General features: G+C 61.2%; 30 protein-coding genes. 18 read left to right on the forward strand and 12 right to left on the reverse strand.

The genetic code is table 11. The annotated features are described in order from the left end of the window. The first annotated feature begins 2 nt into the window (after positions 1 to 2). The 3 genes from ASF70_RS20875 (at position 3) to ASF70_RS20885 (ending at position 2,754) form a co-directional block, all read left to right on the forward strand. On the forward strand, positions 3 to 374 hold the full coding sequence (locus tag ASF70_RS20875) for a hypothetical protein (RefSeq protein WP_062582483.1): 372 nt from the start codon (positions 3 to 5) through the stop codon (positions 372 to 374). 285 nt (positions 375 to 659) lie between these two features. Further along, on the forward strand, positions 660 to 1,535 hold the full coding sequence (locus ASF70_RS20880; RefSeq protein WP_062582485.1) for an SDR family oxidoreductase: 876 nt from the start codon (positions 660 to 662) through the stop codon (positions 1,533 to 1,535). 55 nt (positions 1,536 to 1,590) lie between these two features. Next, complete coding sequence (locus ASF70_RS20885; RefSeq protein ID WP_062582487.1) at positions 1,591 to 2,754, forward strand: zinc-dependent alcohol dehydrogenase; 1,164 nt, start codon at positions 1,591 to 1,593, stop codon at positions 2,752 to 2,754. 110 nt (positions 2,755 to 2,864) lie between these two features. Here the strand turns inward: ASF70_RS20885 and ASF70_RS20890 are convergent, their stop codons facing one another. Together ASF70_RS20890 and ASF70_RS20895 are read right to left on the reverse strand one after the other, a co-directional pair. Continuing rightward, positions 2,865 to 3,242 carry a PH domain-containing protein gene (locus ASF70_RS20890; RefSeq protein ID WP_062460606.1) on the reverse strand — a complete coding sequence of 126 codons (378 nt, stop codon included), beginning with the start codon at positions 3,240 to 3,242 and terminating at the stop codon, positions 2,865 to 2,867. 31 nt (positions 3,243 to 3,273) lie between these two features. Beyond that, complete coding sequence (locus tag ASF70_RS20895; RefSeq protein WP_062460604.1) at positions 3,274 to 3,717, reverse strand: hypothetical protein; 444 nt, start codon at positions 3,715 to 3,717, stop codon at positions 3,274 to 3,276. A 160-nt stretch (positions 3,718 to 3,877) separates the two neighbouring features. On the opposite strand from ASF70_RS20895, the gene msrA reads away from it, so the two are divergent. Further along, entirely contained in the window at positions 3,878 to 4,381 is a 504-nt protein-coding gene (gene msrA, locus ASF70_RS20900) for a peptide-methionine (S)-S-oxide reductase MsrA (protein WP_062460601.1), read from the forward strand. 95 nt (positions 4,382 to 4,476) lie between these two features. On the opposite strand, the gene ASF70_RS20905 is transcribed toward msrA, so the two are convergent. Then, the gene (locus ASF70_RS20905) at positions 4,477 to 4,911 is read right to left on the reverse strand and encodes a pyridoxamine 5'-phosphate oxidase family protein (RefSeq protein ID WP_062582489.1); all 435 of its coding nucleotides are present in this window, start codon (positions 4,909 to 4,911) and stop codon (positions 4,477 to 4,479) included. A gap of 199 nt (positions 4,912 to 5,110) precedes the next feature. Here ASF70_RS20905 and ASF70_RS20910 point away from each other — a divergent pair, with 199 nt between their 5' ends. Further along, the gene (locus ASF70_RS20910; protein WP_062460596.1) at positions 5,111 to 5,620 is read left to right on the forward strand and encodes a sigma-70 family RNA polymerase sigma factor; all 510 of its coding nucleotides are present in this window, start codon (positions 5,111 to 5,113) and stop codon (positions 5,618 to 5,620) included. A 22-nt stretch (positions 5,621 to 5,642) separates the two neighbouring features. Here ASF70_RS20910 and ASF70_RS20915 read toward each other — a convergent pair whose 3' ends face one another. From ASF70_RS20915 to coxB, 3 genes are read right to left on the reverse strand one after another with little or no spacing between them, the layout of a single operon-like run. After that, on the reverse strand, positions 5,643 to 5,987 hold the full coding sequence (locus ASF70_RS20915; protein ID WP_062582492.1) for a hypothetical protein: 345 nt from the start codon (positions 5,985 to 5,987) through the stop codon (positions 5,643 to 5,645). Then, positions 5,988 to 8,495, reverse strand: coding sequence for a cytochrome c oxidase subunit I (ctaD, locus tag ASF70_RS20920; RefSeq protein WP_062582494.1), 2,508 nt, complete (start codon positions 8,493 to 8,495; stop codon positions 5,988 to 5,990). After that, positions 8,492 to 9,196 (reverse strand): cytochrome c oxidase subunit II, encoded by a 705-nt coding sequence (gene coxB / locus ASF70_RS20925; protein ID WP_280136602.1) that lies wholly within the window; start codon positions 9,194 to 9,196, stop codon positions 8,492 to 8,494. The genes ctaD and coxB overlap by 4 nt, the downstream gene beginning before the upstream one ends. Positions 9,197 to 9,220: 24 nt before the next feature. Here coxB and ASF70_RS20930 point away from each other — a divergent pair, with 24 nt between their 5' ends. Next, entirely contained in the window at positions 9,221 to 9,721 is a 501-nt protein-coding gene (locus ASF70_RS20930; protein ID WP_062460587.1) for a DUF2231 domain-containing protein, read from the forward strand. Here the strand turns inward: ASF70_RS20930 and ASF70_RS20935 are convergent. Together ASF70_RS20935 and ASF70_RS20940 are read right to left on the reverse strand one after the other, a co-directional pair. Then, positions 9,699 to 10,202 (reverse strand): CopD family protein, encoded by a 504-nt coding sequence (locus ASF70_RS20935; RefSeq protein ID WP_244474094.1) that lies wholly within the window; start codon positions 10,200 to 10,202, stop codon positions 9,699 to 9,701. The genes ASF70_RS20930 and ASF70_RS20935 overlap by 23 nt on opposite strands. 132 nt (positions 10,203 to 10,334) lie before the next feature. Next, the gene (locus ASF70_RS20940; RefSeq protein WP_062582496.1) at positions 10,335 to 10,970 is read right to left on the reverse strand and encodes a hypothetical protein; all 636 of its coding nucleotides are present in this window, start codon (positions 10,968 to 10,970) and stop codon (positions 10,335 to 10,337) included. Positions 10,971 to 11,304: 334 nt separating this feature from the next. Between ASF70_RS20940 and ASF70_RS24385 the strand changes: the two genes are divergently transcribed. The 11 genes from ASF70_RS24385 (at position 11,305) to ASF70_RS20990 (ending at position 22,036) form a co-directional block, all read left to right on the forward strand. Next, entirely contained in the window at positions 11,305 to 11,481 is a 177-nt protein-coding gene (locus tag ASF70_RS24385; protein ID WP_165699875.1) for a hypothetical protein, read from the forward strand. Positions 11,482 to 11,687: 206 nt separating this feature from the next. Next, positions 11,688 to 12,467, forward strand: a complete 780-nt coding sequence (locus ASF70_RS20945) for a GntR family transcriptional regulator (RefSeq protein ID WP_062582498.1) — start codon at positions 11,688 to 11,690, stop codon at positions 12,465 to 12,467. Beyond that, positions 12,468 to 13,976 carry an ABC transporter substrate-binding protein gene (locus ASF70_RS20950; protein WP_062582500.1) on the forward strand — a complete coding sequence of 503 codons (1,509 nt, stop codon included), beginning with the start codon at positions 12,468 to 12,470 and terminating at the stop codon, positions 13,974 to 13,976. 67 nt (positions 13,977 to 14,043) lie between these two features. Next, on the forward strand, positions 14,044 to 14,970 hold the full coding sequence (locus ASF70_RS20955) for an ABC transporter permease (RefSeq protein WP_062460129.1): 927 nt from the start codon (positions 14,044 to 14,046) through the stop codon (positions 14,968 to 14,970). A 29-nt stretch (positions 14,971 to 14,999) separates the two neighbouring features. Next, entirely contained in the window at positions 15,000 to 15,833 is an 834-nt protein-coding gene (locus ASF70_RS20960) for an ABC transporter permease (protein ID WP_062583127.1), read from the forward strand. 9 nt (positions 15,834 to 15,842) lie between these two features. Then, the gene (locus ASF70_RS20965) at positions 15,843 to 16,631 is read left to right on the forward strand and encodes an SDR family oxidoreductase (RefSeq protein WP_062582502.1); all 789 of its coding nucleotides are present in this window, start codon (positions 15,843 to 15,845) and stop codon (positions 16,629 to 16,631) included. A gap of 24 nt (positions 16,632 to 16,655) precedes the next feature. After that, a complete protein-coding gene (locus tag ASF70_RS20970) occupies positions 16,656 to 17,579 on the forward strand; it encodes a polysaccharide deacetylase (protein WP_062582504.1) in 924 nt (307 codons plus the stop codon). Continuing rightward, on the forward strand, positions 17,572 to 19,116 hold the full coding sequence (locus ASF70_RS20975) for a gamma-glutamyltransferase (RefSeq protein ID WP_062582506.1): 1,545 nt from the start codon (positions 17,572 to 17,574) through the stop codon (positions 19,114 to 19,116). The genes ASF70_RS20970 and ASF70_RS20975 overlap by 8 nt, the downstream gene beginning before the upstream one ends. Beyond that, the gene (locus ASF70_RS20980; RefSeq protein WP_062582508.1) at positions 19,113 to 20,087 is read left to right on the forward strand and encodes an ABC transporter ATP-binding protein; all 975 of its coding nucleotides are present in this window, start codon (positions 19,113 to 19,115) and stop codon (positions 20,085 to 20,087) included. The genes ASF70_RS20975 and ASF70_RS20980 overlap by 4 nt, the downstream gene beginning before the upstream one ends. Next, positions 20,084 to 21,076, forward strand: coding sequence for an oligopeptide/dipeptide ABC transporter ATP-binding protein (locus ASF70_RS20985; RefSeq protein WP_062582510.1), 993 nt, complete (start codon positions 20,084 to 20,086; stop codon positions 21,074 to 21,076). Before ASF70_RS20980 ends, ASF70_RS20985 begins: the two co-directional genes overlap by 4 nt. A 156-nt stretch (positions 21,077 to 21,232) precedes the next feature. After that, a complete protein-coding gene (locus ASF70_RS20990) occupies positions 21,233 to 22,036 on the forward strand; it encodes a dienelactone hydrolase family protein (protein WP_244474095.1) in 804 nt (267 codons plus the stop codon). A 27-nt stretch (positions 22,037 to 22,063) separates the two neighbouring features. On the opposite strand, the gene ASF70_RS20995 is transcribed toward ASF70_RS20990, so the two are convergent. Next, the gene (locus ASF70_RS20995) at positions 22,064 to 22,441 is read right to left on the reverse strand and encodes a GFA family protein (RefSeq protein WP_062583131.1); all 378 of its coding nucleotides are present in this window, start codon (positions 22,439 to 22,441) and stop codon (positions 22,064 to 22,066) included. A gap of 89 nt (positions 22,442 to 22,530) precedes the next feature. Between ASF70_RS20995 and ASF70_RS21000 the strand changes: the two genes are divergently transcribed. Beyond that, positions 22,531 to 22,947, forward strand: coding sequence for a nuclear transport factor 2 family protein (locus ASF70_RS21000; protein WP_062582511.1), 417 nt, complete (start codon positions 22,531 to 22,533; stop codon positions 22,945 to 22,947). 50 nt (positions 22,948 to 22,997) lie between these two features. Here ASF70_RS21000 and ASF70_RS21005 read toward each other — a convergent pair whose 3' ends face one another. The 3 genes from ASF70_RS21005 to ASF70_RS21015 are packed head-to-tail and all read right to left on the reverse strand — an operon-like array spanning position 22,998 to position 25,875. Then, positions 22,998 to 24,089 (reverse strand): sensor histidine kinase, encoded by a 1,092-nt coding sequence (locus ASF70_RS21005; RefSeq protein ID WP_244474096.1) that lies wholly within the window; start codon positions 24,087 to 24,089, stop codon positions 22,998 to 23,000. A 41-nt stretch (positions 24,090 to 24,130) separates the two neighbouring features. Then, entirely contained in the window at positions 24,131 to 24,502 is a 372-nt protein-coding gene (locus tag ASF70_RS21010) for a response regulator (RefSeq protein WP_062455024.1), read from the reverse strand. Next, positions 24,502 to 25,875, reverse strand: a complete 1,374-nt coding sequence (locus tag ASF70_RS21015) for a PAS domain-containing protein (RefSeq protein WP_162238002.1) — start codon at positions 25,873 to 25,875, stop codon at positions 24,502 to 24,504. The genes ASF70_RS21010 and ASF70_RS21015 overlap by 1 nt, the downstream gene beginning before the upstream one ends. Positions 25,876 to 26,021 lie beyond the last annotated feature (146 nt).

Consider the following 26,021-nt stretch of genomic DNA (forward strand, 5'->3'; position numbering starts at 1 on the left):
CCATGACCAATTTCAAAGCACGCGGGTTCGAAAGCACCGCTCTTCTTAATGAACATCTCGACGAGTTGGACGACGTCGCCTATGGCGATCGCGGCGCATCGGCCGGGGCCATGTCCGGCAGCGAGGCCGAAATGGAACGGCTGCGTCGGGAAGTCGTCTATCTGCGCAACCGGATTGCCGAGATCGAAGGCGAGGGCCAGACCCGGCGTGCATCGCCGTCCTCCCAGACCCCAGAAAATTCGTGGGTGAAGTTGATCGGAACCGCCACGGCAACCTTCGTTCTTGGTCGGCTTGCACAACGGTTGCGGCTTGGACCCGTGGGGACGGCTGCCGTTCCGCTGATCGCCGGACAGCTTCTCAGCCGTATCCGCTGAACCACTGACATATTGCACCGGCAGCAGAGCTGCGGCCGGTGCATTCTTTGCATGGATTACGCCTGGTCTGGTGGCTGAACGAAGCCTCCCGTGAAGATAGACAGGCGAATGTGGGAACACTCCCCGTCCACCTTAGTTCTTGGGTTATAATTCAGGAACATTACCGTGCCGACATTCCCATCGTTCATTCTTTCCCGCCGACACATGCTTGCGTCCACCACAGCGGCGCTCGCCGCTTCGGCGTTGCCGGCATTTTCTCAAGATACGACTGTAAAGGCATCCAGTATGGAAGACCCGACGACCAAGTACCCGCAGCCTCCGTTTCAGGAGCAGACCCAGCCATTTCCAGGACTGGCCGGCAAGATGACGCCGAAGCCGGATCACGGTGAGACGTCTTACAAGGGGTCTGGCCGGCTGGCTGGTCGCAAAGCTCTGATCACCGGCGGCGATTCCGGGATGGGCCGTGCGGCTGCCATTGCCTATGCCCGCGAGGGTGCCGATGTCGCGATCAACTATCTTCCCGATGAAGAGCCGGATGCCAAAGAAGTCATCGTCCTGATCGAAAAGGAAGGTCGCAAGGGCATCGCGCTTCCCGGCGATCTGCGCGACGAGGCATTCTGCGTGAAGCTCGTCGAAGATGCCGCAAAGGCTCTGGGTGGTCTCGACATTTTGGTCAACAATGCGGGCCGTCAGCAGCAGGCTCAGTCGCTGTCGGATATTACCACCGAAGCGTTCGACGCGACGATGAAGACGAACATCTACGCGATGTTCTGGCTGACCAAGGCGGCGCTCAAGCATCTGCAGCCGGGATCGTCGATCATCCAGACAACGTCCGAACAGGCCTACGATCCGTCCGAGAACCTAGTCGACTATGCCATCACCAAGGCGGCCGGCATGAGCTTCACGAAGTCGATGGCCAAGCAGCTCGGCCCGAAAGGCATCCGCGTCAACGGCGTTGCGCCGGGCCCGGTCTGGACGCCGCTGCAGGTGTCAGGCGGTGCGACGATGGAAAAGCTGGTCGAGTTCGGTGGCGATACGCCGCTCGGCCGACCGGGTCAGCCTGCCGAGCTTGCGTCGATCTACGTCCAGCTTGCCGACAACGGCGCAAGCTTCTCGACGGGACAGATCTACGGTGCTGCCGGTGGCAGCGGGCAACCTTGAACATGAACATGCGCATGAACACCAACGCGAATGCAACACGACCGGAGGTTAGAACGTGAAAGCTCTTACATGGCACGGCAGCGGTGATATCCGCTGCGAAGAAGTAGACGATCCAATCATTCAGCATGACCGTGATGCGATCATCAAGGTCACGAGCTGCGCCATCTGCGGCTCGGATCTTCACCTTTATGGTGGTTTCGTCCCCGGCATGCACGCAGGCGACGTGATGGGCCATGAAACGATGGGTGAGGTGGTCGAAGTCGGCCGCGGAAACTCGAAGCTCAAGGTCGGCGACCGCGTCGTCGTGCCGTTCACGATTTCCTGCGGCGAGTGCCGTCAGTGCAAATGGGGTCAGTTCTCGCTTTGCGAACGATCCAACCCCAACGGCGCGATGCAGGCCAAGCAGATCGGCTATCCGACGGCCGGCCTGTTCGGCTTCTCGGAAATGTACGGCCAGATCCCGGGCGGCCAGGCCCAGTACCTGCGCATTCCCTACGCCGATGTCGGGCCGATCGTGGTGCCGGATGGATTGACCGATGAACAGGTCCTGTTCCTCTCCGACATCTTCCCGACAGGCTACATGGCGGCCGAAAACTGCGACATCAAGCAGGGCCAGACGGTTGCCGTGTTCGGATGTGGTCCGGTCGGCCTGTTTGCGATCAAGTCGGCGTTCTTGCTCGGTGCAGAGCGCGTGATTGCGATCGACACCGTGCCGGAGCGCTTAGCGCTTGCGCAACAGTCCGGTGCCGAGACGCTTGACTATGCGGATGAGGATCTGCAGCAGCGCATTCTCGACATGACGAACGGTCTTGGGCCGGATGCGGTCATCGAGGCGGTGGGTCTTGAGAGTCATGGCGCCGGTGGCGTGATGGAAACGCTTCAGACCAAGCTGTCGGCAACCGAGCGTCCTTACGCGCTCAACCAGGCAATCCGCGCCTGCCGGCCCGGTGGTACGGTCTCTCTTCCCGGCGTGTTTGTCGGTCCGGCCGTTCCGACGTCGCTGGGCGCCTTCATGGGCAAGGGCCTGACCCTCAAGACCGGTCAGACCCACGTTCAGCGTTATCTCGAGCCGCTGATGAAGCTGATCCAGGATGGCAAGATCGATCCGTCATTCCTGATCACGCACCGCATCGGACTTGAGGAAGGTCCGGAGGCCTACAAGACGTTCCGCGACAAGCAGGACGGCTGCGTCAAGGTCGTGATACGCCCGAACGGCTAATCAAATCGAATGGCCTGCGGCATCTGCCGCAGGCCATTCTCTTGTAAGCATGAAGAGGATGCGGCGAAGCACCGGGCATTCAACCGCATTGTCGTTTTGATACCTTGATTTTAACGGAAGATGCCGGTCGCGAGCGCGCGCTGTATGCCGCGCACATCGGTGCCCTTTTTCAGCGTTTTCGCAATCGGGCTGTCGCTACCCGATACCCAGATTTTCAGCTCCGAATCCAGATCGAACGTTCCCGCAGTCTCGACCGAAAACCGGGTGATCGACCGGTAGGGAATCGACATGTAGTCGACCTTACTTCCCGTCATCCCCTGGATGTCGACCATAATGATGCGATACTGGGTGAAGACGAAGAAATCGCGGATGAGTTTGAAGGCGAGTTGCGGCTGTTCTCCATCGATCAGCACGCCATCGAGACGCTTGTTCAGGTCTGCCGGGTCGACTGTCGATCCATGGCCCAGAAATCCGTCAAAAAGGCCCATGATTGCAATCTCCCGGCAAAGGTTTTGGGTCTCAGTCCTGAAGCGGCTTGATCATCTCGATCACTCCACCGGCGTCGATGACGCCGCGAGAGAGATCGGTTCGGCCACGCGCAATTTCAATGACGGTGTAGAGCTTTTCGTCCCGGAACGCGCTGGCGAAGTCGGTGCTGACGCCTTCGGCAGGCGCTGCGTCAACTTGCTGGAAGTCAACTTCCTGGCTGGTCGCGACAATCCTTGCATCGCCGGCAGTCCTTGCGGCAACCGTGACTGCGCCCTGCATGGGAGCATTCTGCCACCGCGGATCGTCGCTACGGGCGGTCGGTTCGAGCCTGTAGATGTTGAGCGTTTCGCCGGGCGTGGTCGTCACCGACGCGTCTCTGATCTGGGCCTCGCTTTCGACCGATTGCCCAACCCTTGTCTCGCTGATCGAGGTGTCCGAGAATTTGTCACCGTGGATGTCGTCGATATCAGACATTGCGTTTTCTCCTGCAAGGTTCCCGAACTGCCGGCGGGTTGCACAGTTCCACTGCTCTGCTCGTTTACCGACAAGTGCTGCGATCAGTCGTTCGAGCCGTCTGGTTAAATGCGGAAGGCGACACCATATATTGGCGAGACGGACGAACAGGAGATACATCATGACAACCGAACGCGCAGTTTTAGCAGGCGGCTGCTTTTGGGGAATGCAGGATCTGATCCGCAAGCTTCCCGGTGTCCAATCCACACGCGTGGGCTATACGGGCGGAAGTGTTGCAAACGCGACCTATCGCAATCACGAGGGTCACGCGGAGGCGATCGAGATCAATTTCGATCCGACCAAGACGACCTACCGCGACCTGCTGGAGTTCTTCTTCCAGATCCACGATCCAAGCACCCGCAATCGGCAGGGTAACGACGTCGGCTCGAGCTATCGCTCCGCGATCTTCTTCACCAGTGACGAACAGAAGAATGTTGCCGCTGACACGATCGCCGATGTGGATGCGTCCGGTATCTGGCCGGGCAAGGTCGTGACGGAAGTCGTGCCTGAGGCAGAATTCTGGGAGGCGGAGCCTGAGCATCAGGATTATCTGGTGCGAATCCCCAATGGCTATACCTGCCACTTCCCGCGGCCCAACTGGCGGCTGCCGAAGCGTGCGGCGTAACGGGTCGCCCGATAACATTATCCCAAAACGCACTTGGGCCCGGTGGAAACACCGGGCCCAAGTCGCAATGCCATCCCACTTGGGGACAGATCAGCTTACAGCGAGATCTGGCCTTCGTCGCTGCCGTCCCAATAGCGGATCGTCTTAGCCGTCACGCGGATCATCACGACACCGGGGGTGTCGATCCCTTCCGGGAAATACCGGTCGAGGTCCTTGGTCCAGTGATCCTTGAATGTCGCTTTGTCGGTGATGAGCGTTGCCGAGCCTTCAACGCCGACAAAGAGCGGCGAACCACCCAGCATGCCGACTGCGCCCGTATAGGTAAGGCCGACTGCGCTGTCGGCGCGGATTTCCGCAATCTTTCTCGACTGCTCGTAGGCGAAGAAATAGCTGTCGCCGTCCCACTCGACGTCGCCGTTGTTGCTCATCGGCCGCGAAGTGAGATTGCCTGATGATGTCGTGGTGGTCAGCATGGCAAAGTCCAGCTTTGCCATCTTCTTCGACAGGTCGTGCAGCGTAAGTTCGGACATGGTTGCTCCAGGTGTTGCTCGAATGGAGTAGGAACTGGCGGTTCTCTCGTTGGTTCCGGTGCGCCAGTCTCGGGCGCCATAGACCGGCATCCGGTCGCCTACCTACGTACGTTAACGTACCCTTCCCGGATTGGGCGTCGTCGAACGGAACGATGAGCGCAACTGCGACTTGAGTTACCTCTAGTAGGAGGAGACGAGAATGGATGCCGATCTCAGATTGCACCACGAAGTCGTAGCACTTATTCCAGCGCTGAGGCGCTTTGCGATGCGCTTCCATCGAAACGCGACCGATGCTGACGACCTTGTCCAGGAAACCTTGCTCCGGGGCCTCGCGGCGCTGCCTTCGTTTGCCACCGGGACCAACCTCAAATCATGGTTGTTCACCATCATGCGCAACACCCATCATACCGCCTTTCAGCGGGCAAAGCGCATGAGCATCGGAACCGAAAATCTCGAGCACCTCATGCCTGCAGCGTCTTCGCCCCAGGAGTGGGCCATCCGCAAGAGCGAGTTCGACCGGGCATTGATGGCGATGCCGGAGACGTACCGGGATGCCTACAAGCTGGTGATCGAGGACGGCCAGTCCTATGACGTTGCAGCCGATAAGTGCAATGTCGCCGTCGGTACGGTGAAGAGCCGGATCAGCCGTGCCAGGCATTTCCTCGCAGCCCAGATGGGCGAGACTGTCTCCACAGTGGCGTCGATCTGAGCGCCACCGTGACCGAATATCGTCAGGCTGAACACAGTGTCAGCCAGACGACGCCGGTGAAGCAGAAGGCGGTCGAGAACAGGGCCGCTATCGAGACGTAGATCGCCACACGGTTCATGAAGCTGGACGTCTCGGAAACGGGTGACGTCAGGCTCGACCGTAGCTGGCGCAGCAGAATTACGACAACCGCCATGACGCTTGCGATCATCATCGATATCAACAGCAGCCGGAGCGGCGATGTCCAGGCTCCGAGGTTGCCACTCTGCCAGTCCAGGCTGCAGCCGGTCGCCTGAACCGCGTAGATCGTCAGGAATGCTCCACTCCAGACCACGAACGCCGAGATAGCAAGCAGAAGCGGATGGCGCATCTATAGGCCTCCTTCGCCGATCAGGCTTTGCAGAGCCAGATAGAAAGCCGCGGCGCAGATGCCTGCTGCTGCCGTATAGTCATGGCACAGCCTGCCAATCCTGAGATCGAGGGAAAGAATAGCCTTCCTGTTTCCGAGGCTCGTCCACAGGGCGTGGGCCGCAAACACGGCGCCGATGGTGCCGTGCAGGGCGGCGTAGATGAAGATCACGAACACGGAGGCGATCGCGGCATGGCCCGACGGCGCGGGGAGGACCAGCAACGCGATGGCGAGGAACAGCCCGGTCGAGATCAGGTGTCCGAGCAGCGCCAGCGCACTGCCCACCATCACCGCCCCGTTGGGACGTGCGGCCAGACGACCTCCGACACAGCTCATGATCACCCCGCCGACCGCGAGCGCCAACAGCTTCACGTCGACGACAAAGCCGGCCGGCGGCCAGTTGGGCGCGGAAACCCATAGGAAAAGGCAGCCGAACAACAGGGATATGTAGAGCGTCGCATCGGCGACGAGCGTGAGCACCATCGCCAGATAGGATGGCGGCGTGCTCGCATGAAGGTGAACCGGCACGCTTAACCCATGCCCGATCGGAACGAGATCGTTTTCGACGGGGAGGGGGTCGCGGCGTGTCCAAAGCCAGAAGCAGGCGATGATGGAGATCAGCGCCAGGGGCGTTGCCCAATAAAGCTTGAACAGCATCATCAGGAAAAATGCGCCTGTGGCGATCGCGGTCCAGAGCGGCAGGTATGTCTGGCGCGGCAGCATCACCACCTGGTCCGGCTCTCCCGTTACCGGATCCACGCCCAGCACTTCCATGCGATCATTGCGCGGCATGCCGAGGTAGCCGCGGCCAGACGCAAGGTAGGGGCCGAGCGTATCGGGATCGAGCAGGTCCGCGCGTTTGTTCACCCTCGGAATGGAAGCGAAGTTGTAGGACGGAGGGGGTGTCGGCATCGCCCATTCCAGCGTCCCGGCCTTCCACGGATTTCGTCTGAACGGCCGACCGAACTTGAACAGAAGGATGAAATCGAGCGCCACCAGCGCAAACCCCATCGCCATGATGAAGCTTCCCATCGACGAGATGAAATTCAGGGTCTCCCATCCGAACTCGGTCGGATATTCGAAGACGCGCCGCGGCATGCCGAGCAGACCCGTCAGGTGCATGAAGAAGAAGGTGACGTTGAACCCGATGAAGATCATCCAGAACGCCGCATTCGACAGGTGTTGAACGGGTTGTTTTCCGGTCAAATGCGGCAGCCAGTAATAGGCCATCGCCAGCATCGGGAAGATAAAGCCGCCGACGAGAACGTAATGCAGGTGGGCAACGACGAAATGGGTATCGTGGGCCTGCCAGTCGAACGGCACCATGGCCAGCATAACCCCCGTCAGGCCCCCGATGACAAAGACGAAGAAGAACCCGAAAATATGCAGCATCGGAATGGAAAAGCGCGGGCGTCCATGCGCCATGGTGGCGAGCCAGGCGAAGATCTGGACCGTCGTCGGCACGGCGACCAGCGCACTCGCCGCCGAGAAGAAGGAGAGCGCCACATGCGGTATGCCGACCGTATACATGTGATGCACCCAGAGGCCGAAGGACAGAAACGCCATCGAGACGATGGCCGCGACAATCACCCGGTAACCCGCGAGCGGCGTGCCTGAGAGCACGGGGAGAATGGTCGAGATCGCGCCGGCTGCGGGCAGAAAGATGATGTAGACTTCCGGGTGACCGAACAGCCAGAACAGATGCTGCCACAAAAGCGGATCGCCGCCTCGCGTGGGGTCGAAGAACGGCAGGTCGAAGGCGCGCTCCACCTCAAGCAGGATCGATCCGAGGATGAGCGGCGGAAATCCGACCAGCATCATGGTTGCGACCACGAGCATGTACCAGGCGAAGATCGGCATCCGGTCAAGCGACATGCCGGCGGCGCGGATCTTCACGATCGTCACGATGATCTCGACGGCAGCGGAGAGGGCAGAGATCTCCACGAAAGTGATGCCGAGCAGCCAGACGTCGGAGTTGATTCCGGGGGAATAGACCGATGAAGATAACGGCGTGTACATGAACCAGCCGCCGGAGGGCGCAACGCCGCCGATCAACGCGCCGATCAGGATCATGCCGCCGAACAGGTAGCACCAGTAGCCGTAGGCCCCGAGACGGGGAAAGGCGAGGTCGCGGGTGCCGAGCAGTTTCGGCAAGAGGTAGATCGCCATGCCCTCGAAGAAGGGGATCGCGAACAGGAACATCATGATGGTGCCATGCATCGTGAACACCTGACCGTAGGTCTCGGCGTCCATGAACACGCTGTTGGCGGAGGCAAGCTGGGTGCGGATCAACATTGCCAGGATGCCGCCGATCGCAAAGAACACGAGAGCGGTCAGCATGAAGCGGACGCCAACCACATTGTGGTTGACGGCGGCGAGACGACCCCAGCCGGGCTTTCCAGCCCATAAGCGGTCCAGCGCGCGATGCAGCTCGATCGGATTGTGGCCGGGTGACGTGGGTTCGTTCATCGGGCAAGTTCCCCGGTTATTGCCTTTTTGAAATCGTCAGCCGTGTGCGCCTGCACCTCGAAGCGCATGCCGGCGTGTCCGGTGCCGCAATATTCCGAGCAGACGCCGCCATATCGTCCGGGCTGGTCGGCACGGATGCGCAGCCGGTTGGCATGGCCGGGAACGGCATCGATCTTGCCGCCGAGGCGGGGAACCCAGAAACTGTGAATGACGTCCTCGCTTTCGGCGATGATTTCAATGGTTCGGCCCGCTGGGATATGCAGGAGGCCTGATGCGGTCCGGCTGCCCGGCAGGGACGGGTAGGAGAACTGCCATTGCCACATGCTGCCGACAGCCCTGACCTCCAGCACGTCCTCTGTCCTGGCGCTGCCGCCGTTCAGCAGAAATTCGCCTTGAGAAAACGCATAGAAGGTCAGTGCGGTGAGGACGGGCAGCGGAAGAACGAGGCCGCCCCATATAATCCAGCCGCTCTGAGAGAGGCCGCGTCCAAAGCGCGGGCGAAACAGGGTGGCGGCAAAGAGCCCGACGACGAGGGTAAAGAGGACGACTGACCCCCACAGCATGACCCACCACAGCTGGGCAATCGAACCCGCGGATGGTCCGGCGGGGTCGAGCGCGGAGAGGTCGCCGGTGCAACCACTGACCGCTGCAGAAACAGCGGCCAGCGCGAGGACGCGGAACCAAGTGTGGACCTGATGGATTTGCCCTGCGAACGGAGGGACGTAATGAAAGACGATACCGAAACGACGAACCCGGTCGTGGCCGATGTCAGGGACAAGGATGCCAGCTCGGCAATTGCCGTCGCCGGGCACCCGCTGCATGCGATGAGCGTGCACTTCCCGATCGCCCTTGCCTTCATAACGCTTGCGGTCGATGCGCTGTTCTGGTGGTCCGCCGATCCGTTCTGGCTGCGGGCCGGCCTCTGGAGTTCCGGTGGCGTCTTCTTCTTCGGTCTCGCAGCCGGTGCTGTCGGCACGATCGAGCTTTTGTCGGTGCCGGGCATTCGCGGCCGCGTCGCCAGCTGGGCACATGCGATCGCCGCGGTGACGCTGATCGCCTGCGCCGGCCTCAACTGGGGTCTGCGGGTCACTGGCGCCGGCGACGTGTTGCCGCATGGAATCCTGGTGTCTCTGCTCACCTGCATCATGACGGGCATGGCTGGATGGCATGGCGGCAAGCTGATTTTCGATCATGGTGTCGGCCTCATGGTATCGGCCAAGGACTGATGCGTTCGGCCAGCGTGCGCAGGCCGCCCGGGTGCATGAATTCGCCGGGCAATTCCAGTCCGATAAACGGTTTGGCGAGTGCGACGAAAACGATTGCTCCGACGACCGCGGTGGTGACGATGGTTGCTGCAACAAAGCGCCAGACGGGATACGTCTCTCCCTCCTTGAAAAGCCGGATGATGATCAGGCCGGTCAGGACATGCAAGATGGCGAGCAGGCCAACGAACAGCAGCTTGATCGAAAACCACCCGGCAAACGTCTGCTGTCCAAAAATCAGAGCCGTGCCGCTGGCCACCGCCACGAAGGCCGCGGGCGAAATGATCGCCACATAGGCGTAGCGTACGATCATCTGAAGACGGTAAAGCGCATCCTTATCCTTCACATGGGCACGTTGCACGTAAAGGCCCGGCAGGCTGATCAACCCGGCTGCCCAGATGGCAATCGTGGTGATGTGAACGAATTTCAGGAATGCGATGATCAATACCGGCCCAATGCATGACGGATGTGGTGCAAGCGTGCGTAAATGGAGCCGTGTACCCGTCTTTCCAGGACACGAATCAGTGAGGACCTCGTAGCGGCCGTCCGTGCGCGGCGAGATCGACGGCTGTGGGATCTATCCGAGCAACCCGTCGCGCCCGAATTCTTCCCAGCCCGACAGGCCCGCGCCCTCGTTGTCATCAGCCGTTTTTCCAGCCGTCGACTGGCGTTTGGCGGCGGTCTTCAGCGATCGGGTCAGCTTCGTCTTGAGCGCGGCCCGCCGTCTGTTTTCCGCCGCCATCGCCTTGTCGTCCTCACGCCACTCGTCGACGGTGCCACCGTCGAGGAGTTCTTCGACGAGGCGTGGATCGAAGACATGGAAGGTGATCTTCTTTGCGCGTCCCGCCAGCCGCACGGTGCGAGTTCCGGCGCTGGGCAAGCGGCCATCGGTGAGCCAGCGAAGTCTTTCGGTCGCGGAAATCGTCAGGATATCCTGGATTTCGCGCGGTATCACGGCGAGGCCTTCGATGCCGACGAGCGCTTGGCTTACAACGCCCGACACAAAACGGAATTCGGTCTTCGACGTCTCGGGCATCGCAAGCACAAGGCTGCCTCCATCGAGATCCAGCAACTTGCGCGACGCCATAGGCAGGCGCGCGCGGATCTCCAGCAGGATGCCCTTGGCGCGGACCGCCGAGCCGAGCGTTGCCTTGGGAGGCAGGGGCCACTGTTTGAACAGTTCCGGCGCCTCATTCGTCTTTTGTTTTGGCATCAAGGATAAATGGTCCGCGGGGTCTCTAGCGTCAATGTCGTTGTTGGCTGAGACTTGGCCGATGCTGTGCGTTGTATGAAACACAGACGAAACGCTCTCATTTGGCTGTGTCGGCAAAGACTGTGCCTCCAACTTGTTAGGAACACATTCTCATGACATGTTCTGCGCATCGGCATTGCTGATGAGCGTCGGGCTATTCGATGTTCGCAACTGCCGCTTTCGCTTCCTACCTTTGACCACGGATGTACTGGCACCGGTGAATGAAGCGACGATGAGGAAGGTCGGTGCAATTTTGCCCGGCCTTTTTTCATTCTAAACATACCGAAAGACAATCATGAAAAAGACCGATGCGGCGCTGCTTCTCAAGAAGGCTGAGCGACAGATTGCGAATACCAGCGGCGGTGGTCATCTCGGTGGCACAAATCACGGCCAAGGCTATGATGCCAAGACGACCGGCGCGCACAGCCAAGGCCGCAAGGCGTCGCCCCGCGGCGGCTCTGCCAAGAAGTAAACGAGCTACCAGACCATTGATCAGACCCGTCGTTCACCACGGCGGGTTTTGTCGTTTTAGGGCTTGGGTATTCGGCGACCGCGCTTTTAAGCGCTGGTTTCAGCATTTTGGCACAATTACTTCGGTTTGCGTACCAGATTGGAAGATTATCGCTTTCCCAACGCAAACTGGGATGTCAGACTTTGCATCTGAGAGGGCAGATCGCAATGTTGGATACAGATGCATATGCATCTCCCGCGCCGCCGGAAGGCAAGGCGGGAGTGGCGGAACGGGCGTTGAGGAGCGCGATCGTCGGTTGCGTTCTGATGCCGGGAGAGCGTCTGTCGGAGACTTCGCTGACCACCGAATTCGCGCTCGGTCGCGGTGCCGTACGCGCCGCACTGGCGCGGCTGAAGGCGAGTGGGCTTGTATCCTCGACTGCCCGCAGCGGTTGGGAGGTCGCTCCGATTTCCGCGGCAGAGATCCGCGAACTGATAGCCGCACGCCGCCACCTTGATCCGATACTGTGCTCGGCTGCTCTCGACGACGCCGCTAGACGGCGGCTGACCACGCTGTCCCAGATGCATATGGCGCTGCTGCAGCGGCCGGATCTGGGAGGCGATGTGCTACCCACCATTCGTCGCTGCGAGCGGGACATGCTGGATCTCCTCGTCAACGCCCTCGGCATGCCTGTCGTCGCGGGTTTTCTTGCGGACCTCTGGGATCGCTCCAACAGGCTCGTGAACTTCTTCGAGCGGAGCGGGCGCGCAAAATTTTTGCCGACGAGGTTTTCGTCTTTCGCGGAGGCTGTCGTCGAGGGCCGCACCGCCGATGCAATCGCACATCTCGCGTCCGCCAACGTGGCGCTGGAAGCCTATCTGCTCGATCGCTTTCTCGAAACCGACGCGATGGTTGGCCGCAAGTCCGGCCGTCGCGCCGCGAACAAAGATAAACCGGGTCGCAATCAGCGACCTCAACCGCCCACTGGAAAAACAAGGACATTGTAGATGATGATAGTCAGTCGTTCGATGCGCGCCTCTCTGGCAGGCCTGCTTCTGGCCTGTTCGCCAATGGTCCTGTCCCAGGCAATGGCCAAGGATCAGCTGGTCGTTGATCTCGTCAACGAGCCTTCGTCGCTCGATCCGCACAAGCAGTGGAACCCGGACAGCTACTACGTCTACCGCAATATCTTCGACAATCTCGTCACCCGTGACGATGCCGGTACCATCGCGCCGCAGATCGCCACCGAGTGGAAATATTCGTCCGACAGCGAAATCGTCTTCACGATCCGCAGCGACGTCAAGTTCCACGACGGCACGCCGCTGACCGCCAAGGACGTGGCGTTCAGCGTCAACCGCATCATCGACAAGAAATTCGCCAGCCCGCAGCTCGGCCAGTTCAACAAGATCCTGTCGGCGGAAGCGACCGGCGAACACCAAGTGACGTTGAAGACGGATGGCGCCTATCCGGTGCTGCTTGCCCAGCTCGTCAAGCTGTCGATCGTGCCGCAGCACGTCGTCGAGGAAAAGGGCAATGACGGCTTCAATGCCGCGCCTGTTGGTTCCGGCCCCTACAAGTTCGCCGCATGGCAGCGTGGCGTTTCGGTTTCGCTTGCCCGCAACGACGACTACTGGGGCGAAAAGGGCGTGTTCCCGACCGCCGAATTCCGCGCCGTGCCGGATGCCGCCACGCGCATTGCCAACCTCGAAGCCGGCGCCAGCGACCTCGTCGTCGGTCTCGATGCGGATCTTTCCGAGCAGCTCAAGAGCTCCGGCGCCGCCAAGCCGCTATCGGTTCTGACCGAGCGGATCGGCTATGTGAAGCTCAACCCGAACCTTCCGCCATTCAACGACAAGCGCGTGCGTGAAGCGGTCGCTCGCTCCATCGACAAGCAGGGGATCGTCGACGGTCTTCTGGGTGGCGTCGACAAGCCGCTCGACCAGATGGCGACATCGGCGCATTTTGGTTACGTGGAAGGCCTGAAAGGCTACCCTTATGATCTTGATGAGGCCAAGCGCCTGATCAAGGAAGCGGGTGCGGCCGGCAAGTCGGTCGCCTTTGCGACATCTCCGACATTCGACCAGCGCATCGTCCAGGCGGTGGCACAAATGATCAGCGATACCGGCCTGACCGTCAACATCGAGATGACGGACATGGCGACCTATCTCAAGAAGGCCCAGAGTGCGCCGGCAAGCCAGCCGCCGATCTCCTTCGGCCGCTGGTCCTGCGCCTGCCAGGATGTCGATGGCGTACTGTTCTCGCTTCTGCATTCATCCAGCGCGTGGGCTTCGATCGCGGACCCGAAGATCGACAAGCTCCTGGAAGACGCCCGCAACACGCTGGATGAGAAGAAGCGTCTCGAAGCCTACAAGACGGTGAGCACCTACGTCGTTGAGGAGGTGCCGATGGTGCCGATCTATCAGGCGGCGATCATCTACGGCGCAGCGAAAAACCTCGAGTGGCAGCCGACGGCGAACGAAAGCCTGTTTCTCAACCGGATGAAGTGGACCGATTGATTTCGGTTCAGGGCCGGCCCCGGTTGCGGGGCCGTTTTGCCCGCAAGTCACGAAGTGGACTGCAATATTGCCGGCATTCTTCCTCAAGCGCGCGTTCCAGGCCCTTATCGCCATTATCGGCGTGATGACGCTGATCTTCTTTCTTCAGCGGCTTGCGGGGGATCCCGTTCTGCTGCTGGTGCCTGAAAACGCCACCAAGGCGGATATCGAAGCTCTGAGGGCGTCGCTCGGTTTCGATCGACCTCTTTCGGTCCAGTATCTCGAATATATGGGCGCGCTTCTGACCTTCGATTTCGGGCGCTCCTATGTCCAGAACGTGCCGGTCTGGACGCTGATTGCCAGCCGTCTTCCCTATACGCTGATGCTGGCCGGCGGCGCGCTCGTCGTCGCCTTCGGTGTCGGCATCCCGCTTGGGGTGGCGATGGCCGTGCGCCGCGGCTCGGCGGACGCCAAAGCGATGATGGGCGTTGTTCTGGCGGGACAGTCGATGCCAACGTTCTGGAGCGCCATCCTGATGATCATGGTGTTTGCGGTGTGGCTCGGCTGGTTGCCGCCATCCGGCGCCCGCGACTGGCCGAGCATCATCATGCCGTCGATCGCACTCGGTCTTCTCTCCATGGCAACCTTCGCCCGTGTCTCGCGCACCGCGGTTCTCGACGAACTGGAAAAGGACTATGTCCGCACCGGCCACGCCAAGGGGTTGCCGATGATCCGCATCGTGATGCGCCATCTCCTGCGAAACGCCGCGATCCCGGTGGTGACAGTTGCAGCTCTCGAAATCGCCAATCTTCTGGCGGGTGCCGTGATCGTCGAGACCGTGTTCGCCTGGCCGGGGCTCGGCCAGTTGACCGTCCAGGCCATCAACGCGCGTGATTTCATGCTGGTTCAGGGCGTCGTTCTGCTCGGCGCCATTACGGCCATTGTTCTCAACCTCGTCGCCGATCTGCTCTACAGCATCATCGATCCCCGTATCCGCATCGAAGGAAGCGCCTGATGGCAGCATCCACTCCCGCACCGCGCGCGATGTCCCGGTCACGGCGCATGCCGTGGACCGTGGTGCCCTTTGCCGCCATTCTGGTCGCGCTGGTTCTGATGGCGATCTTTGCGCCTCTCGTGGCGCCGCTCGATCCCAACGCCCAGAACCTTCTGGCGCGCTTGAAGGCACCGGGCTTTCAAAGCCGCGGGCTTGTCTATTATCTCGGCTCGGACGAACTCGGCCGCGATGTTCTCAGCCGGACGATCTATGGCGCACGGGTGTCGCTGCTGGTTGCCTTTGCCTCGGTCATCCTGTCGGGCATTTTCGGAAGCGCGCTCGGCATGATCGCCGCCTTCTACCGCGGCTGGGTCGAAACCATCATCATGCGGCTGGTCGATATCGTGTTGTCGGTGCCTGCCATTCTTCTGGCAATCATCACGGTTGCGGTCCTTGGCCCGAGCCTTTCCAACGTAGTCATCGTGCTCGCCCTGACGCGGTGGCCTCGCTATGCGCGCGTCGCCTACGGCCAGACGCTGTCGGTCGCTAACATGCCCTATGTCAGGCTCTCGCGGTTCATGGGCGCCGGGTGGTTCCGGCTGCTGTGGCGCCACATCCTTCCCAATATCGCCGGCGGCCTGATCGTCGTTGCGACGCTCGAGTTCGGCCTGATGGTGCTGTTCGAGGCCGGACTTTCGTTCCTCGGCCTCGGCGTGCAGCCGCCAACGGCGAGCTGGGGCGCAATGCTTTCCACCGGCCGCAACTATGTCGGGTCCGCCTGGTGGATCGCGACATTTCCGGGACTGGCGCTGTTTCTGCTGGTTCTCTCGATCAACCTGATTGGCGATCATGCCCGCGACCGCCTCGATCCGCGTGGGCGATAGGAGTACTTCATGAATTTCGAAAATGAATTCAAGGCCAAGAAGGTCATCGTCACAGGTGCCTGCGGCATTATTGGCGGATGGATCGTCGATGCGTTTGCGCGCGAGGGGGCAGAGGTCTGCCTGACCGACCGCGATGCCGAAAAGCTTGACGCGAAACTTGCGACGCTGCCGGGTACCGGCCATCTGGCGATTGCCGCCGACCTCACCGACACCGGCTCGATGACCGCATTTGCCGAACAGGTCTCGGGACGCTGGGGCGCTGCGGATATCCTCGTCAACAATGCCGGCATCTATCCGTCGGGGTTTCTGCTCGACATCTCCATCGATGACTGGGACGACATCATGGGCGTCAATCTGCGCGCGCCGTTCCTGCTGTCGCAGCTGTTTGCCAAGCAGATGATCAGCGCCGGCAAGCCGGGCTCGATCGTCAACATATCCTCCGGTGCCGCGCGGAAAATGCGCACGACGGTGGTTCCATACTGCACATCCAAGACGGCGCTCGACCGCCTGACCAAGGGCTTTGCGCTGGAGCTCGCCGAATACGGGATCCGCGTCAATGCGGTGGAGCCGGGGTTCATTTCCGGCAGCGATGTCAGCGCGCTGGCGCAGGATCATATCGACACGGTCACGGCCTCCATTCCGCTTGGCAGAACGTCGTCCGCGCAGGATGTCGCTTCAGCGGTTCTCTACGTCACGTCAGCGGGCGGCGCCTACATGACCGGCGCGACCTTGACCGTCGATGGCGGCAATTCGATCGGCTCCCAGGTCGTCTTCCAGGCAAAGAAGAAGGCGCTGTAACAAGCGCGTTCCAAGCGAGGTCGGATGCCAAATCCCCTGCAGATAAAGTCCCCCTGGCCAGCCTATGAGTGGCCGCAAGACAAGCAGTCGGCAGTGCTGCTGTCGGTTGATGTGGATGCGCATGTGCCGTTCATGTGGGCGAACAAGGACCATGTGCCGGACCGGATGGGCACGCTCGAAATCCGTCGCTTCGGTCCGCGCACGGGGATCTACCGGCTGCTCGACCTGTTCGCCCGCTATGAGGCGAAGGCCAGTTTCTACGTGCCGGCGCTGACGGCCGAGACCAATCCCGAGATGCTTGCCGCCATCGTTGAGGGCGGTCACGAGATCGGCCTGCACGGCTATTTCCACGAGATCGTCTCGGAAGTCTCCGACGACGAGTTTACGGGCGCGCTCGAAGCCAGCATGGAACTGCTGACGCGGGAGACCGGCGTAAAGCCCGTCGGCTTCCGCTCCCCGGCCTGGGAGATGACGCCGCATATGCTGCGCGAGCTGCGTCGTGTGGGGCTCGCCTACGATTCCTCGCTTTCGGGCTTCGATCACCCCTATGAGATCGACGGTGTGGTCGAGATCCCCGTGCAATGGGCGCTCGACGATGCGATCTTCTTCAAGTTCGAAGGGGGAGGCCGCGACAAGTGGCCCTATCAATCCGGCCGCGCCGTGCTGCAGGACTGGATCGCTGAATGGCAGGCGCTGCATCGCTTCGGCGGGTTGTTCACGCTGACGGTGCATGACTGGATTTCCGGCCGTGCCCAGCGCATCGCCCTTCTCGAAGAGTTGCTCGATACGATCACGGCCGAAAAGGCCACCTGGATCGCGACGGCCGCCGAGATTGCTCACCACCACGCCACATCCGGCAATGCCGGCCGCTTTGCCGTTGATGGCAAGGCTCCAGAGGCGATCGGAACCCGCAGGTTCGGACAGGATATTGGACACAGCCATGGGTGAACACTGGAACGTCCAGAAGGGCGAACGGCGCAGCGCTGGCGGGCTCGTCGCTTGCCAGAACTGGATGGCAGCGGAAAGCGGCGCCGATGTGCTGTCGCGCGGCGGCAATGCCATGGATGCGGCCGTCACGACTGCACTGACGCTCAGCGTCGTCGAGCCGTGGCTTTCGGGCGTCGGAGGAGGCGGGTTCCTGCTGCGGGCCGACGGACAGGACGGCCGGGTCGATACGCTCGATTTCAATGTCCGCTCGTCGCGCAACATCGATCCTGCCGATTATCCTGTCGTGGCGGGACGGGACGGAGACTGGTTCGACTGGCCGCAGGTGCGCGATGATCGCAACCTGATCGGCTACAGCTCCATCTGCCTTCCGGGTGCCATTGCAGGCCTTTCGGCGGCACTGGAACGGTTCGGCACGATCAGCTTTGCCGAGGCACTGCAGCCGGCGATCGACCATGCCCGCCGCGGTCTGGCGCTCGACTGGTTTACGGTTCTCTGTCTTGCCATTGATACGGAAGGCCTCGCACGCTTCCCGGCATCGTCGCAGCTGTTTCTGAAGGATGGCCGTGCGCCGCGCGTACAGGAAATCGGACCGGGCAGCACGGTCCCGATGCCGCGCAAGGCCGCCATGCTGGAACGACTGGCAACGGCCGGCGCGCGCGATTTCTACGAGGGCGAAACCGCAGCATCGATCGTCAGCGACCTCAACGCCGGCGGATCACCGATCGACCTTGCCGAAATGCGCGACTACCAGCCGCGTTGGTCCGACCCGCTAAAGGTCGATTACCGCGGCATGACGATCAATGCGATGCCGGGTCTTTCCGGCGGTCCGACGCTTGTCGAGGCACTGTCCGAGCTTGACGGGACCCTGCCGCAGGATGGCCCGTTGTCCGGCGGGACGGCGCTTGCGTTTGGCCGCGCCATTCGTCGCGCCTCGGAGCATCGCTTGCGCACGCTCGGCCACGGCAGCAGGGGAGAAAGCTGTACCACGCATATCAGCGCTGTCGATCGCGACGGCACGATGGTGTCGCTCACCAATACGCTTCTGTCGCGCTTCGGCTCGAAAGTGGTTCTGCCGTCTAGCGATCTCCTGATGAACAACGGCATGATGTGGTTCGATCCACGCCCGGGCCAGCCTAATTCGATCGCCGCGAATGCCAGGCCGCTTGCCAATATGTGCCCGATCATCGCAACAAAGGGCGGGCGGCCGAAGCTGGCGCTCGGGGCTGCTGGCGGACGCCAGATCATGCCGGCGGTGGCGCAGATCCTCTCCTATGTCGCGGCCTTCGGCATGTCGCTGGAAGAGGCGATGCATGCGCCGAGGATCGATGCGAGCGGCGTCACGCTGCGGGTCAACGACAAGGCGAAACCCGATGTCGCATCACGGCTCGGCGAGGAGTTTCCTGTCGAGATCATTGCCGATACGCTCTATCCGGTTAATTTCTCCATTCCGTCAGCGGTTCTTCGCGACGGCGCAGAGAATATCGGGATGGCGCACCCCAACCATCCGCTTGCGGCCGTCGGAGCGGAGCGCACATGACAGAGCCTGTGCTTGTGGTTGATGATCTCAGGGTTTCGATCGGCGCGCAGCCGGTGGTCGATGGCGTCAGTTTCCACGTCGATCAGGGCGAGATCCTGTCCGTCGTCGGCGAGTCCGGTTGCGGAAAGTCGATGACAGCGTTTTCCGTGATGGGCCTGCTGCCAAAGGTCGCCCGGGTCGATGGCGGCCGCGTCCTGTTCGGTGGAGAAAACCTGCTGACGGTGCCGGAAGCCAAGCGCCGGCAGCTGCGCGGCAATGATCTTGCGATGATCTTCCAGGAACCTGTCGCCTCACTCAACCCGCTGATGAAGATCGGCCGGCAGATCGAGGAAAGCCTCGTCGTGCATCGCGGGCTCGACGGCAAGGCCGCCCATCGTGCCGCGATCGCCATGCTGGAAGAGGTGGGTATTCCGGAGCCGGAAATCCGCTCCGGTCAATATCCGTTCGAGCTTTCGGGCGGCATGTGCCAGCGGGCGATGATTGCCATGGCGCTGATCTGCAAACCGAAACTTTTGATCGCCGACGAACCGACCACGGCGCTTGATGTCACCATCCAGGCGCAGATCCTCGACCTGATGAAACGGCTGCGCGACGAGACCGGAACCGCGATCCTTTTGATCACCCACGATATGGGCGTGGTTGCCGATATGGCGGACCGGGTTGCGGTGATGTATGCCGGGCGTGTCATCGAGGAGGCGCCGGTTGATACGATTTTCGCGCGTCAGGAACACCCCTATACGCGGCTGCTGCTATCGACCATTCCGCGGCTGGACGGAAAGCCGAAGGCGATGCTGCCGACGATCGAGGGGCTTGTGCCCGACATCGGCCAGTGGCCGGTCGGCTGCCGCTTCAGCCCGCGCTGTCCGCTGGCCGACCAGCACTGTCTCGACGAAATCCCGCCGCTTGCGCCTCGCCGTGACGAGGGCAGTGCCGCCTGCTGGCATTCGGAACGGGTGGGAGAAATGCTATGACTGAACCGCTTCTGGCGCTGTCCGGCCTCAAGGTGCATTTTCCCATCCGCGGCGGCCTGCTCGGACGTCCGACCGGGTTCGTCAAGGCCGTCGACGGCATCGATCTCGACATCGCCCACGGCGAAAGCGTCGCTCTGGTGGGCGAGTCCGGCTGCGGGAAGTCCACGCTTGGCGCGGCCATTCTGGGCATGACCAAACCGTCGGCAGGCAGCATCCTGTTCGAGGGCAAACCGATCGTTCATGGCGAGACCGCGTCTCGGCGCGCCCTGTCCCGCGAGGTACAGATCGTTTTCCAGGATCCGGTTTCGGCCCTCAATCCGAAAATGTCGATCGGCGAGAGCATCGGCGAGCCGCTGGCGATCCACGGTGTCGGCAATGCTGCAGAGAGGGCCGAGCGCGTTGCCGAGCTTCTCGCTCTCGTTGGACTGCATCCGCAGCATGCGGAGCGCAAGCCGAACGCGTTTTCGGGCGGGCAGCGACAGCGGATCGTGATCGCGAGGGCCTTGGCGCTCAACCCCAAACTGCTCATCCTCGACGAGCCTGTGTCCGCCCTCGATGTGTCGATCCGCTCGCAGATCCTCAACCTGCTTCTCGATCTTCAGAGGCGGTTCGGTCTGTGCTACCTGTTCATAAGCCACGACCTCTCCGTCGTCCGGCATTTTGCCGACAGGGTTGCGGTGATGTATCTCGGGCATCTGATCGAAACGGGCCGGACGGACGATGTGTTTGCGCGCCCGGTGCATCCCTATACGGAAGCCCTTTTGTCGGCGGTGCCGCTTCCAGATCCTGTAGCGCAGCGAAAGCGGCAGAGGATCGTGCTGAAGGGGGATCTTCCGAGCCCTGCCAACCCGCCCAAAGGCTGCAAGTTCGTGACCCGCTGTCCTCTGGCCGTCGATATCTGCCATGTGACGCACCCGCCGCTGGTCTCGACCGGGCCGGGCAGGGAGGCCGCCTGTCATGTCCGCGCCGGAACCGTTGCCGCGGTCTGATCGCATGGCGTTGTTTCGGCGCCGCCGATGGTGCCAACTGTCCCAAAGTCGATCGGGTCACTACACGAAAGTGTAATCGCCGAGGGGCAATCGTTGCGGGTTTCCGGAACGATTTGGGATGGCTGTGGTTTCGGGTGGGATCAATCAGGAATACCCATGCCGCGCCTGAACTTCGCCGTCCCGTTCACATCTGCTTCCATCTTCTTGATGACGCTTCTGTCCAGCCCGGCTCATGCCGTGGATGCCTCGGGAACGCGCGCTGACCTGCGCGCGCCAAAACCGGTTGCAGGGCCGATCGAGGCGGGCGTCCCTCTTGTCGATCAGGCGAAAGGAGCCGTTGCCATCAAAACCTCTCAAACGAAACCGCGTCGTCTGGTGATCTTCCTGCACGGCATCAGAGGCTCCGGTTCGGTCATGGCGGCCATCGGCACTTCCTGGCAGTCAATCCTGACGGACACGCGGTTCGTCGCGCCGGATGCGCCGTTTGCGCATCGGTCCGGCGGTCGTCAGTGGTTTGCGGTCGACGATCAGGTGCTGCGGCCGGACCGTATTGAGGGCGCGAGAAAGGCTTTCGACAAGCTGATGGCCGGCGTCGTCGAACGCGAAGGTTTCAAAGGTGATCTGGAAAGTGTCGCCTTTGTCGGCGTGTCTCAGGGTGCAATCATGGCGCTGGATGCCGTGTCCTCCGGGCGCTGGAAGGTCGGCGCAGTCGTCAGTATCGCCGGCCTGTTGCCGCTGCCGCCCAAGGCCTCGGCCTCGGCCTCGAAGATACCGGTTCTTCTGATGCATGGCGAGGCGGATCAGACGATACCGTCCGTGGCATCCGTTGCCGCCGCCGGCCAGCTGCGGGGCGCGGGTTACGACGTTACTTTGAAACTCTATCCCCAGGTCGGGCACACGATCTCGTCCGAAGAGGCGAGGCAAGCCGTGCTTTTTCTGCGCGACCGGTTTGATCGTTAGCAACAAGCGCGGGGCACCGCCCGGGAGCTAAGGTCGGTCCTCGTCAAACTGTTCCGCGTCCGGCAACGCCACAAGCCATGGCTCCCGTCGTTTGATCCAGAGTTCGTAGGTCGGCACGATACCCGAAGGCGCGTCGTGCAGGCTTCCGAGCTTGACCTCGGCCTCGTGCTCGTCGCAGACGAAAAGCCGTGAACCGCACGACGGACAGAAGCGCCGTCCCCCATGTTCGGCCGTCGTTCCTTCACTCAAGAAAGCATGAGCAGGCCAGATGCCGAAATAGGTGAAAGCCGATCCGCTCTCCTGACGGCAGTCGGTACAGTGACAGAGCCCAACCCGCGTGGGTTCGCCCGCCACACTGAATGTCACCTTGCCGCAGAGGCAACCACCCATTCGCACGACCGTCATGACGACCTCCTCCGGAATGCGCTTCGTCTTTGTCCGGAACATCATCGTCCGGTGCTGGTTCCAATTGCAAGATCCAAGAAGGAACCGATATGACCCAACTGGCCGACAATTTCATCGCTGCCCTTCATCGCCTGGAGAAGTCCAGCGACGTCAATACTATCGCCGGCCTGTTCCGCGACGATGCTGTCCTGTCCAACCCGTTGTCGATCCATGATTCAGCCGAGTCGGGAGCCGCACAGACATTCTGGACGGCCTACCGCGCCGCGTTTTCGACGATTGAGTCCGAATTCATCAACGTCGTCGAAACCGATGGCGTCGCGATACTCGAATGGCGCAGTGACGCTGTTGTCGAGGGGCAGTCCGTGGCCTATTCAGGCGTCAGCGTTCTCGAAAGCGATGGCGAAAAGATCAAGTCGTTCCGGGCCTATTTCGATCCTCGCGAGCTTGTCGCTAAAGTCGATACCCGTGCGGTGGATGCAACGCCGAGCGACGTTGAGCCCGCCTGACTTTATGTCGAGATCGTCATCGCTGCCAAATCCCGTCTGCCGAAGCCCCGTCAGACCAGGGCGGCAACGTTCTCCCGGGCGCTGTTCAGGCGCCCGGTCTGGATCTTGCCATGAAGCTCGAACCGCACGCCGTCGAAATTGTAGAGGGTCTTGCCTTCGCCTTCAAAATACGCGGGCACGATCTTGTTGGTCAGCCGTGATCCAAATCCCGTCCTGGCCGGAGCCATCACGGGTGGGCCCCCGGTTTCCTGCCAGACCAGATGGAACGTCCCGTCCGCTGTGACTTCCCACGAAATTCCGATCCGCCCGGTCTCTGTGGATAAGGCGCCGTATTTCACGGCGTTTGTCGCAAGTTCGTACACCGCGAGCGAGAGTCCGATCGCCTGTTGCGATGCCACGTAGAGGTCCGGTCCGGAGATCACCGCACGATCGGACCGATCGAGATGCGCTGTAAGGGCTGCCTCGACGATCCCCCGGACGGGGGTGTTGTCGGCAGAATCGTGCAGAAGTTCCTGCGCGCTCCCAAGCGCGGCGATCCGGTCCGAGACGGTGGCCCTTGCCTGGTCGAGGCTGCTTGCCTGACGCAACGTCGAGGAAACGACCGCAGCTGTTACCGCAAGCGTATTCTTGACGCGGTGTACCAGCTCGCGCTGCAATGCGCGCTGGTTCCTGCGGGCGAGCACTCCCGGCGTTGCGTCGAGGGCGATGTTGATCATGCCCTTGATCTCGCCCTTCTCGTAGAGCGGGCTGTAGGAAAAGGTCCAGAAGGTCTCTTCGTCGTATCCGTTGCGCCGCATCGTCAGAGGAAGTTCCTCGGCCCAGGTTCCGTCGCCCGACAGCGCCTGGTTGACGAAAGGCTCGATATCCGGCCAGATTTCCGACCAGACCTGTTTGGCAGGCTGACCGAGGGCGCCGGCTTCCTTTGCGCCCAGAAGCGGTGCGTAGGCATCGTTATAGAGGATGTTGAGTTGCTCCCCCCAGAACACGCAGATCGCATGCTTTTGGCCCAGCATCATTTCGATGACAGAGGTCAGCGCTTCGGACCATGACGAAATCGGTCCCAGCGATGTTGGCGACCAGTCGTATTGAGCCGTCAGCCTCGCCATCCGGCCGTTGCCAATATTGGACAGAGGTCTTGTCATCTCGTGGTTCTTTCGCGGTGGGCGATCTCGATGTACCTCATTCAGATCGTTGAAGATAATCCCAATTCGAAGAGCGCGACGCTGAGCTGGCGTTCCGAGATCGGTTTCGACAGGAAGCGTGCTCCCTGCGGCAAACTACCCTGATCGGGCGAGAAACGTCCAGAGATGACGATGATTCTGCATTCCGGCCACCGCGAAGCCGTCAGGTTTGCGAGTTTGATGCCGTTCATCGATCCCGGCATGTCGATATCCGTCAGCATCGCCTTGACCGGAATGCCGGCCTCCAGAAGCGCAAGCGCCTGATCGGCATTGGCGGCTTCGACCACATCGAAGCCGCTGTCGCTGAGGACGTCCGCCAGATCCATGCGGATCAGACCGTCGTCTTCGACCACGAGGATGGGATGATGTTTCATCAATGTTCCTGCTGGAAACCCTGGAGGTCTGCGTCAATCCGGAAGGTGAGACCTGAAGGCTGGAATGTGAAGGCGACGGTACTGTCTGCGGTCCCGTTAAGCCCGGCATTGATCAGACGCAAACCGGAACCGGGGCCTTCGGGTTGTTGCACCGGCGGCCCGCCTGTCTCGGTCCAGATAAGTTCGAAGCGATCCGATTTCGGGCCAGCGATCTTCCACTGGATATTGACCCGCCCGTCCGGAAGCGAAAGGGCTCCGTATTTGACTGCATTCGTCGCCAGTTCGTGCAGGATCAACGAGAGAGAGAGGGAAGGGCGCGAGCCGACCTTGATATTCGTGCCTGTAACGGTGATGCGGGGATTTGCAGGGTCGTCATGAAGGGACGTCATCTTGTCGACGAGCTGCGTGACAGTCGAGGCGCCCATACCGCCTAGCAGAATGGTATCGTGGGCGGCGCTGAGGACGGCGATCCGGTCCGAAAGGCGGACCCTGGCGCTGGCGAGGTCTGTCGAATTTCTAAGCGTCTGCGATGCGATCGCCTGCACCATTGCAAGCTGGTTTTTCAGGCGGTGCCCCAGTTCATGCGACAGCTGTGCCTGTTTTTCCTCCTCCGCTCGAAGCTCCGTGACATCGATTGCCTGAACGAGAATGCCGATGACCTTGCCGTCGTCCTCCACCATGGGCTGATAGGCGAGATCGATGACCCGGTCTTGCTTTTCGCCGGCGGTTCCTCTGTTCAATTCGATCCGAAGGTTTTTCGCAACGAAGGGTTCGCCCGTCTGGTAAACTCTGTCGAGGATGTCGATGTAACCCTGGCGGACCACTTCCGACACGGCCTCGGCGACCGTCTTGCCGATGATGTCGCGGCCGCTGCCGATCATTGAATAGTAGACTTCGTTGGCGTATTCAAAGACGTGATTGGGTCCGGTCAGCATGGCGATACCGCCGGGGCTGAGCTCGAAGACCTGCTCGAAGCGCTCCCGCAGGGTCCGTTCGGCGTTTCGTGCCGCCACGGTCGATGTCTGCTCGGTGCAGGCGCAGAACATTCCCAGCACCGTTCCCCAAGGGTCTCGGACCGGCGTGTAGGAAAAGGCGAAATGCGTTTCTTCGGGAACGCCGTTGCGATGCATGACGAACTCGATATCGTCCATCGACGTACCCTGTCCGGCATAGGCTGCAGAAATGATCGGCTCCACCTGATCCCAGATGTCGTGCCACAGTTCGCCGAAGGGTTTTCCGAATGCGGCCGGATGCCGCTTGCCGCACATTTCGGCGTAGCCGTCGTTGTAGAGCGTCGTCTGTGAAGGGCCCCACACGATCAGCATCGGTTGCAGCGACCCGAGCATGACGTTCACCAGAGTCCGCAACTCCACGGCCCAGCGATCCTTCGGGCCTATATCTGAGGATTCCCAGTCATATACGTCGAATAGATTTCGACACTCTGGATTGGTTTCCAGCGTCAATTCCTTACCGTCCTTCATCAGCGCGCGCACAGGAACGCGATTACCGGTCGTTTGTT

Origin of the sequence: Rhizobium sp. Leaf321 (assembly GCF_001423215.1) — a bacterium.
GTDB classification, from domain to species: domain Bacteria; phylum Pseudomonadota; class Alphaproteobacteria; order Rhizobiales; family Rhizobiaceae; genus Neorhizobium; species Neorhizobium soli.

Coding starts and splice junctions, on each gene's coding strand:
- ASF70_RS24385 (WP_165699875.1), top strand. CDS start 11,305: ATGAAAAAGACCGATGCGGCGCTGCTTCTCAAGAAGGCTGAGCGACAG.
- ASF70_RS20915 (WP_062582492.1), bottom strand. CDS start 5,987: ATGCGCCATCCGCTTCTGCTTGCTATCTCGGCGTTCGTGGTCTGGAGT.
- ASF70_RS21000 (WP_062582511.1), top strand. CDS start 22,531: ATGACCCAACTGGCCGACAATTTCATCGCTGCCCTTCATCGCCTGGAG.
- ASF70_RS20990 (WP_244474095.1), top strand. CDS start 21,233: ATGCCGCGCCTGAACTTCGCCGTCCCGTTCACATCTGCTTCCATCTTC.
- ASF70_RS20945 (WP_062582498.1), top strand. CDS start 11,688: ATGTTGGATACAGATGCATATGCATCTCCCGCGCCGCCGGAAGGCAAG.
- msrA (WP_062460601.1), top strand. CDS start 3,878: ATGACAACCGAACGCGCAGTTTTAGCAGGCGGCTGCTTTTGGGGAATG.
- ASF70_RS20985 (WP_062582510.1), top strand. CDS start 20,084: ATGACTGAACCGCTTCTGGCGCTGTCCGGCCTCAAGGTGCATTTTCCC.
- ASF70_RS20930 (WP_062460587.1), top strand. CDS start 9,221: ATGAAAGACGATACCGAAACGACGAACCCGGTCGTGGCCGATGTCAGG.
- ASF70_RS21005 (WP_244474096.1), bottom strand. CDS start 24,089: ATGACAAGACCTCTGTCCAATATTGGCAACGGCCGGATGGCGAGGCTG.
- ASF70_RS20890 (WP_062460606.1), bottom strand. CDS start 3,242: ATGGGCCTTTTTGACGGATTTCTGGGCCATGGATCGACAGTCGACCCG.
- ASF70_RS20975 (WP_062582506.1), top strand. CDS start 17,572: ATGGGTGAACACTGGAACGTCCAGAAGGGCGAACGGCGCAGCGCTGGC.
- ASF70_RS20895 (WP_062460604.1), bottom strand. CDS start 3,717: ATGTCTGATATCGACGACATCCACGGTGACAAATTCTCGGACACCTCG.
- ASF70_RS20970 (WP_062582504.1), top strand. CDS start 16,656: ATGCCAAATCCCCTGCAGATAAAGTCCCCCTGGCCAGCCTATGAGTGG.
- ASF70_RS20995 (WP_062583131.1), bottom strand. CDS start 22,441: ATGACGGTCGTGCGAATGGGTGGTTGCCTCTGCGGCAAGGTGACATTC.
- ASF70_RS20910 (WP_062460596.1), top strand. CDS start 5,111: ATGGATGCCGATCTCAGATTGCACCACGAAGTCGTAGCACTTATTCCA.
- ASF70_RS20950 (WP_062582500.1), top strand. CDS start 12,468: ATGATGATAGTCAGTCGTTCGATGCGCGCCTCTCTGGCAGGCCTGCTT.
- ASF70_RS20905 (WP_062582489.1), bottom strand. CDS start 4,911: ATGTCCGAACTTACGCTGCACGACCTGTCGAAGAAGATGGCAAAGCTG.
- ctaD (WP_062582494.1), bottom strand. CDS start 8,495: ATGAACGAACCCACGTCACCCGGCCACAATCCGATCGAGCTGCATCGC.
- ASF70_RS20875 (WP_062582483.1), top strand. CDS start 3: ATGACCAATTTCAAAGCACGCGGGTTCGAAAGCACCGCTCTTCTTAAT.
- ASF70_RS20960 (WP_062583127.1), top strand. CDS start 15,000: ATGTCCCGGTCACGGCGCATGCCGTGGACCGTGGTGCCCTTTGCCGCC.
- ASF70_RS20940 (WP_062582496.1), bottom strand. CDS start 10,970: ATGCCAAAACAAAAGACGAATGAGGCGCCGGAACTGTTCAAACAGTGG.
- ASF70_RS20880 (WP_062582485.1), top strand. CDS start 660: ATGGAAGACCCGACGACCAAGTACCCGCAGCCTCCGTTTCAGGAGCAG.
- ASF70_RS20980 (WP_062582508.1), top strand. CDS start 19,113: ATGACAGAGCCTGTGCTTGTGGTTGATGATCTCAGGGTTTCGATCGGC.
- ASF70_RS21010 (WP_062455024.1), bottom strand. CDS start 24,502: ATGAAACATCATCCCATCCTCGTGGTCGAAGACGACGGTCTGATCCGC.
- ASF70_RS20965 (WP_062582502.1), top strand. CDS start 15,843: ATGAATTTCGAAAATGAATTCAAGGCCAAGAAGGTCATCGTCACAGGT.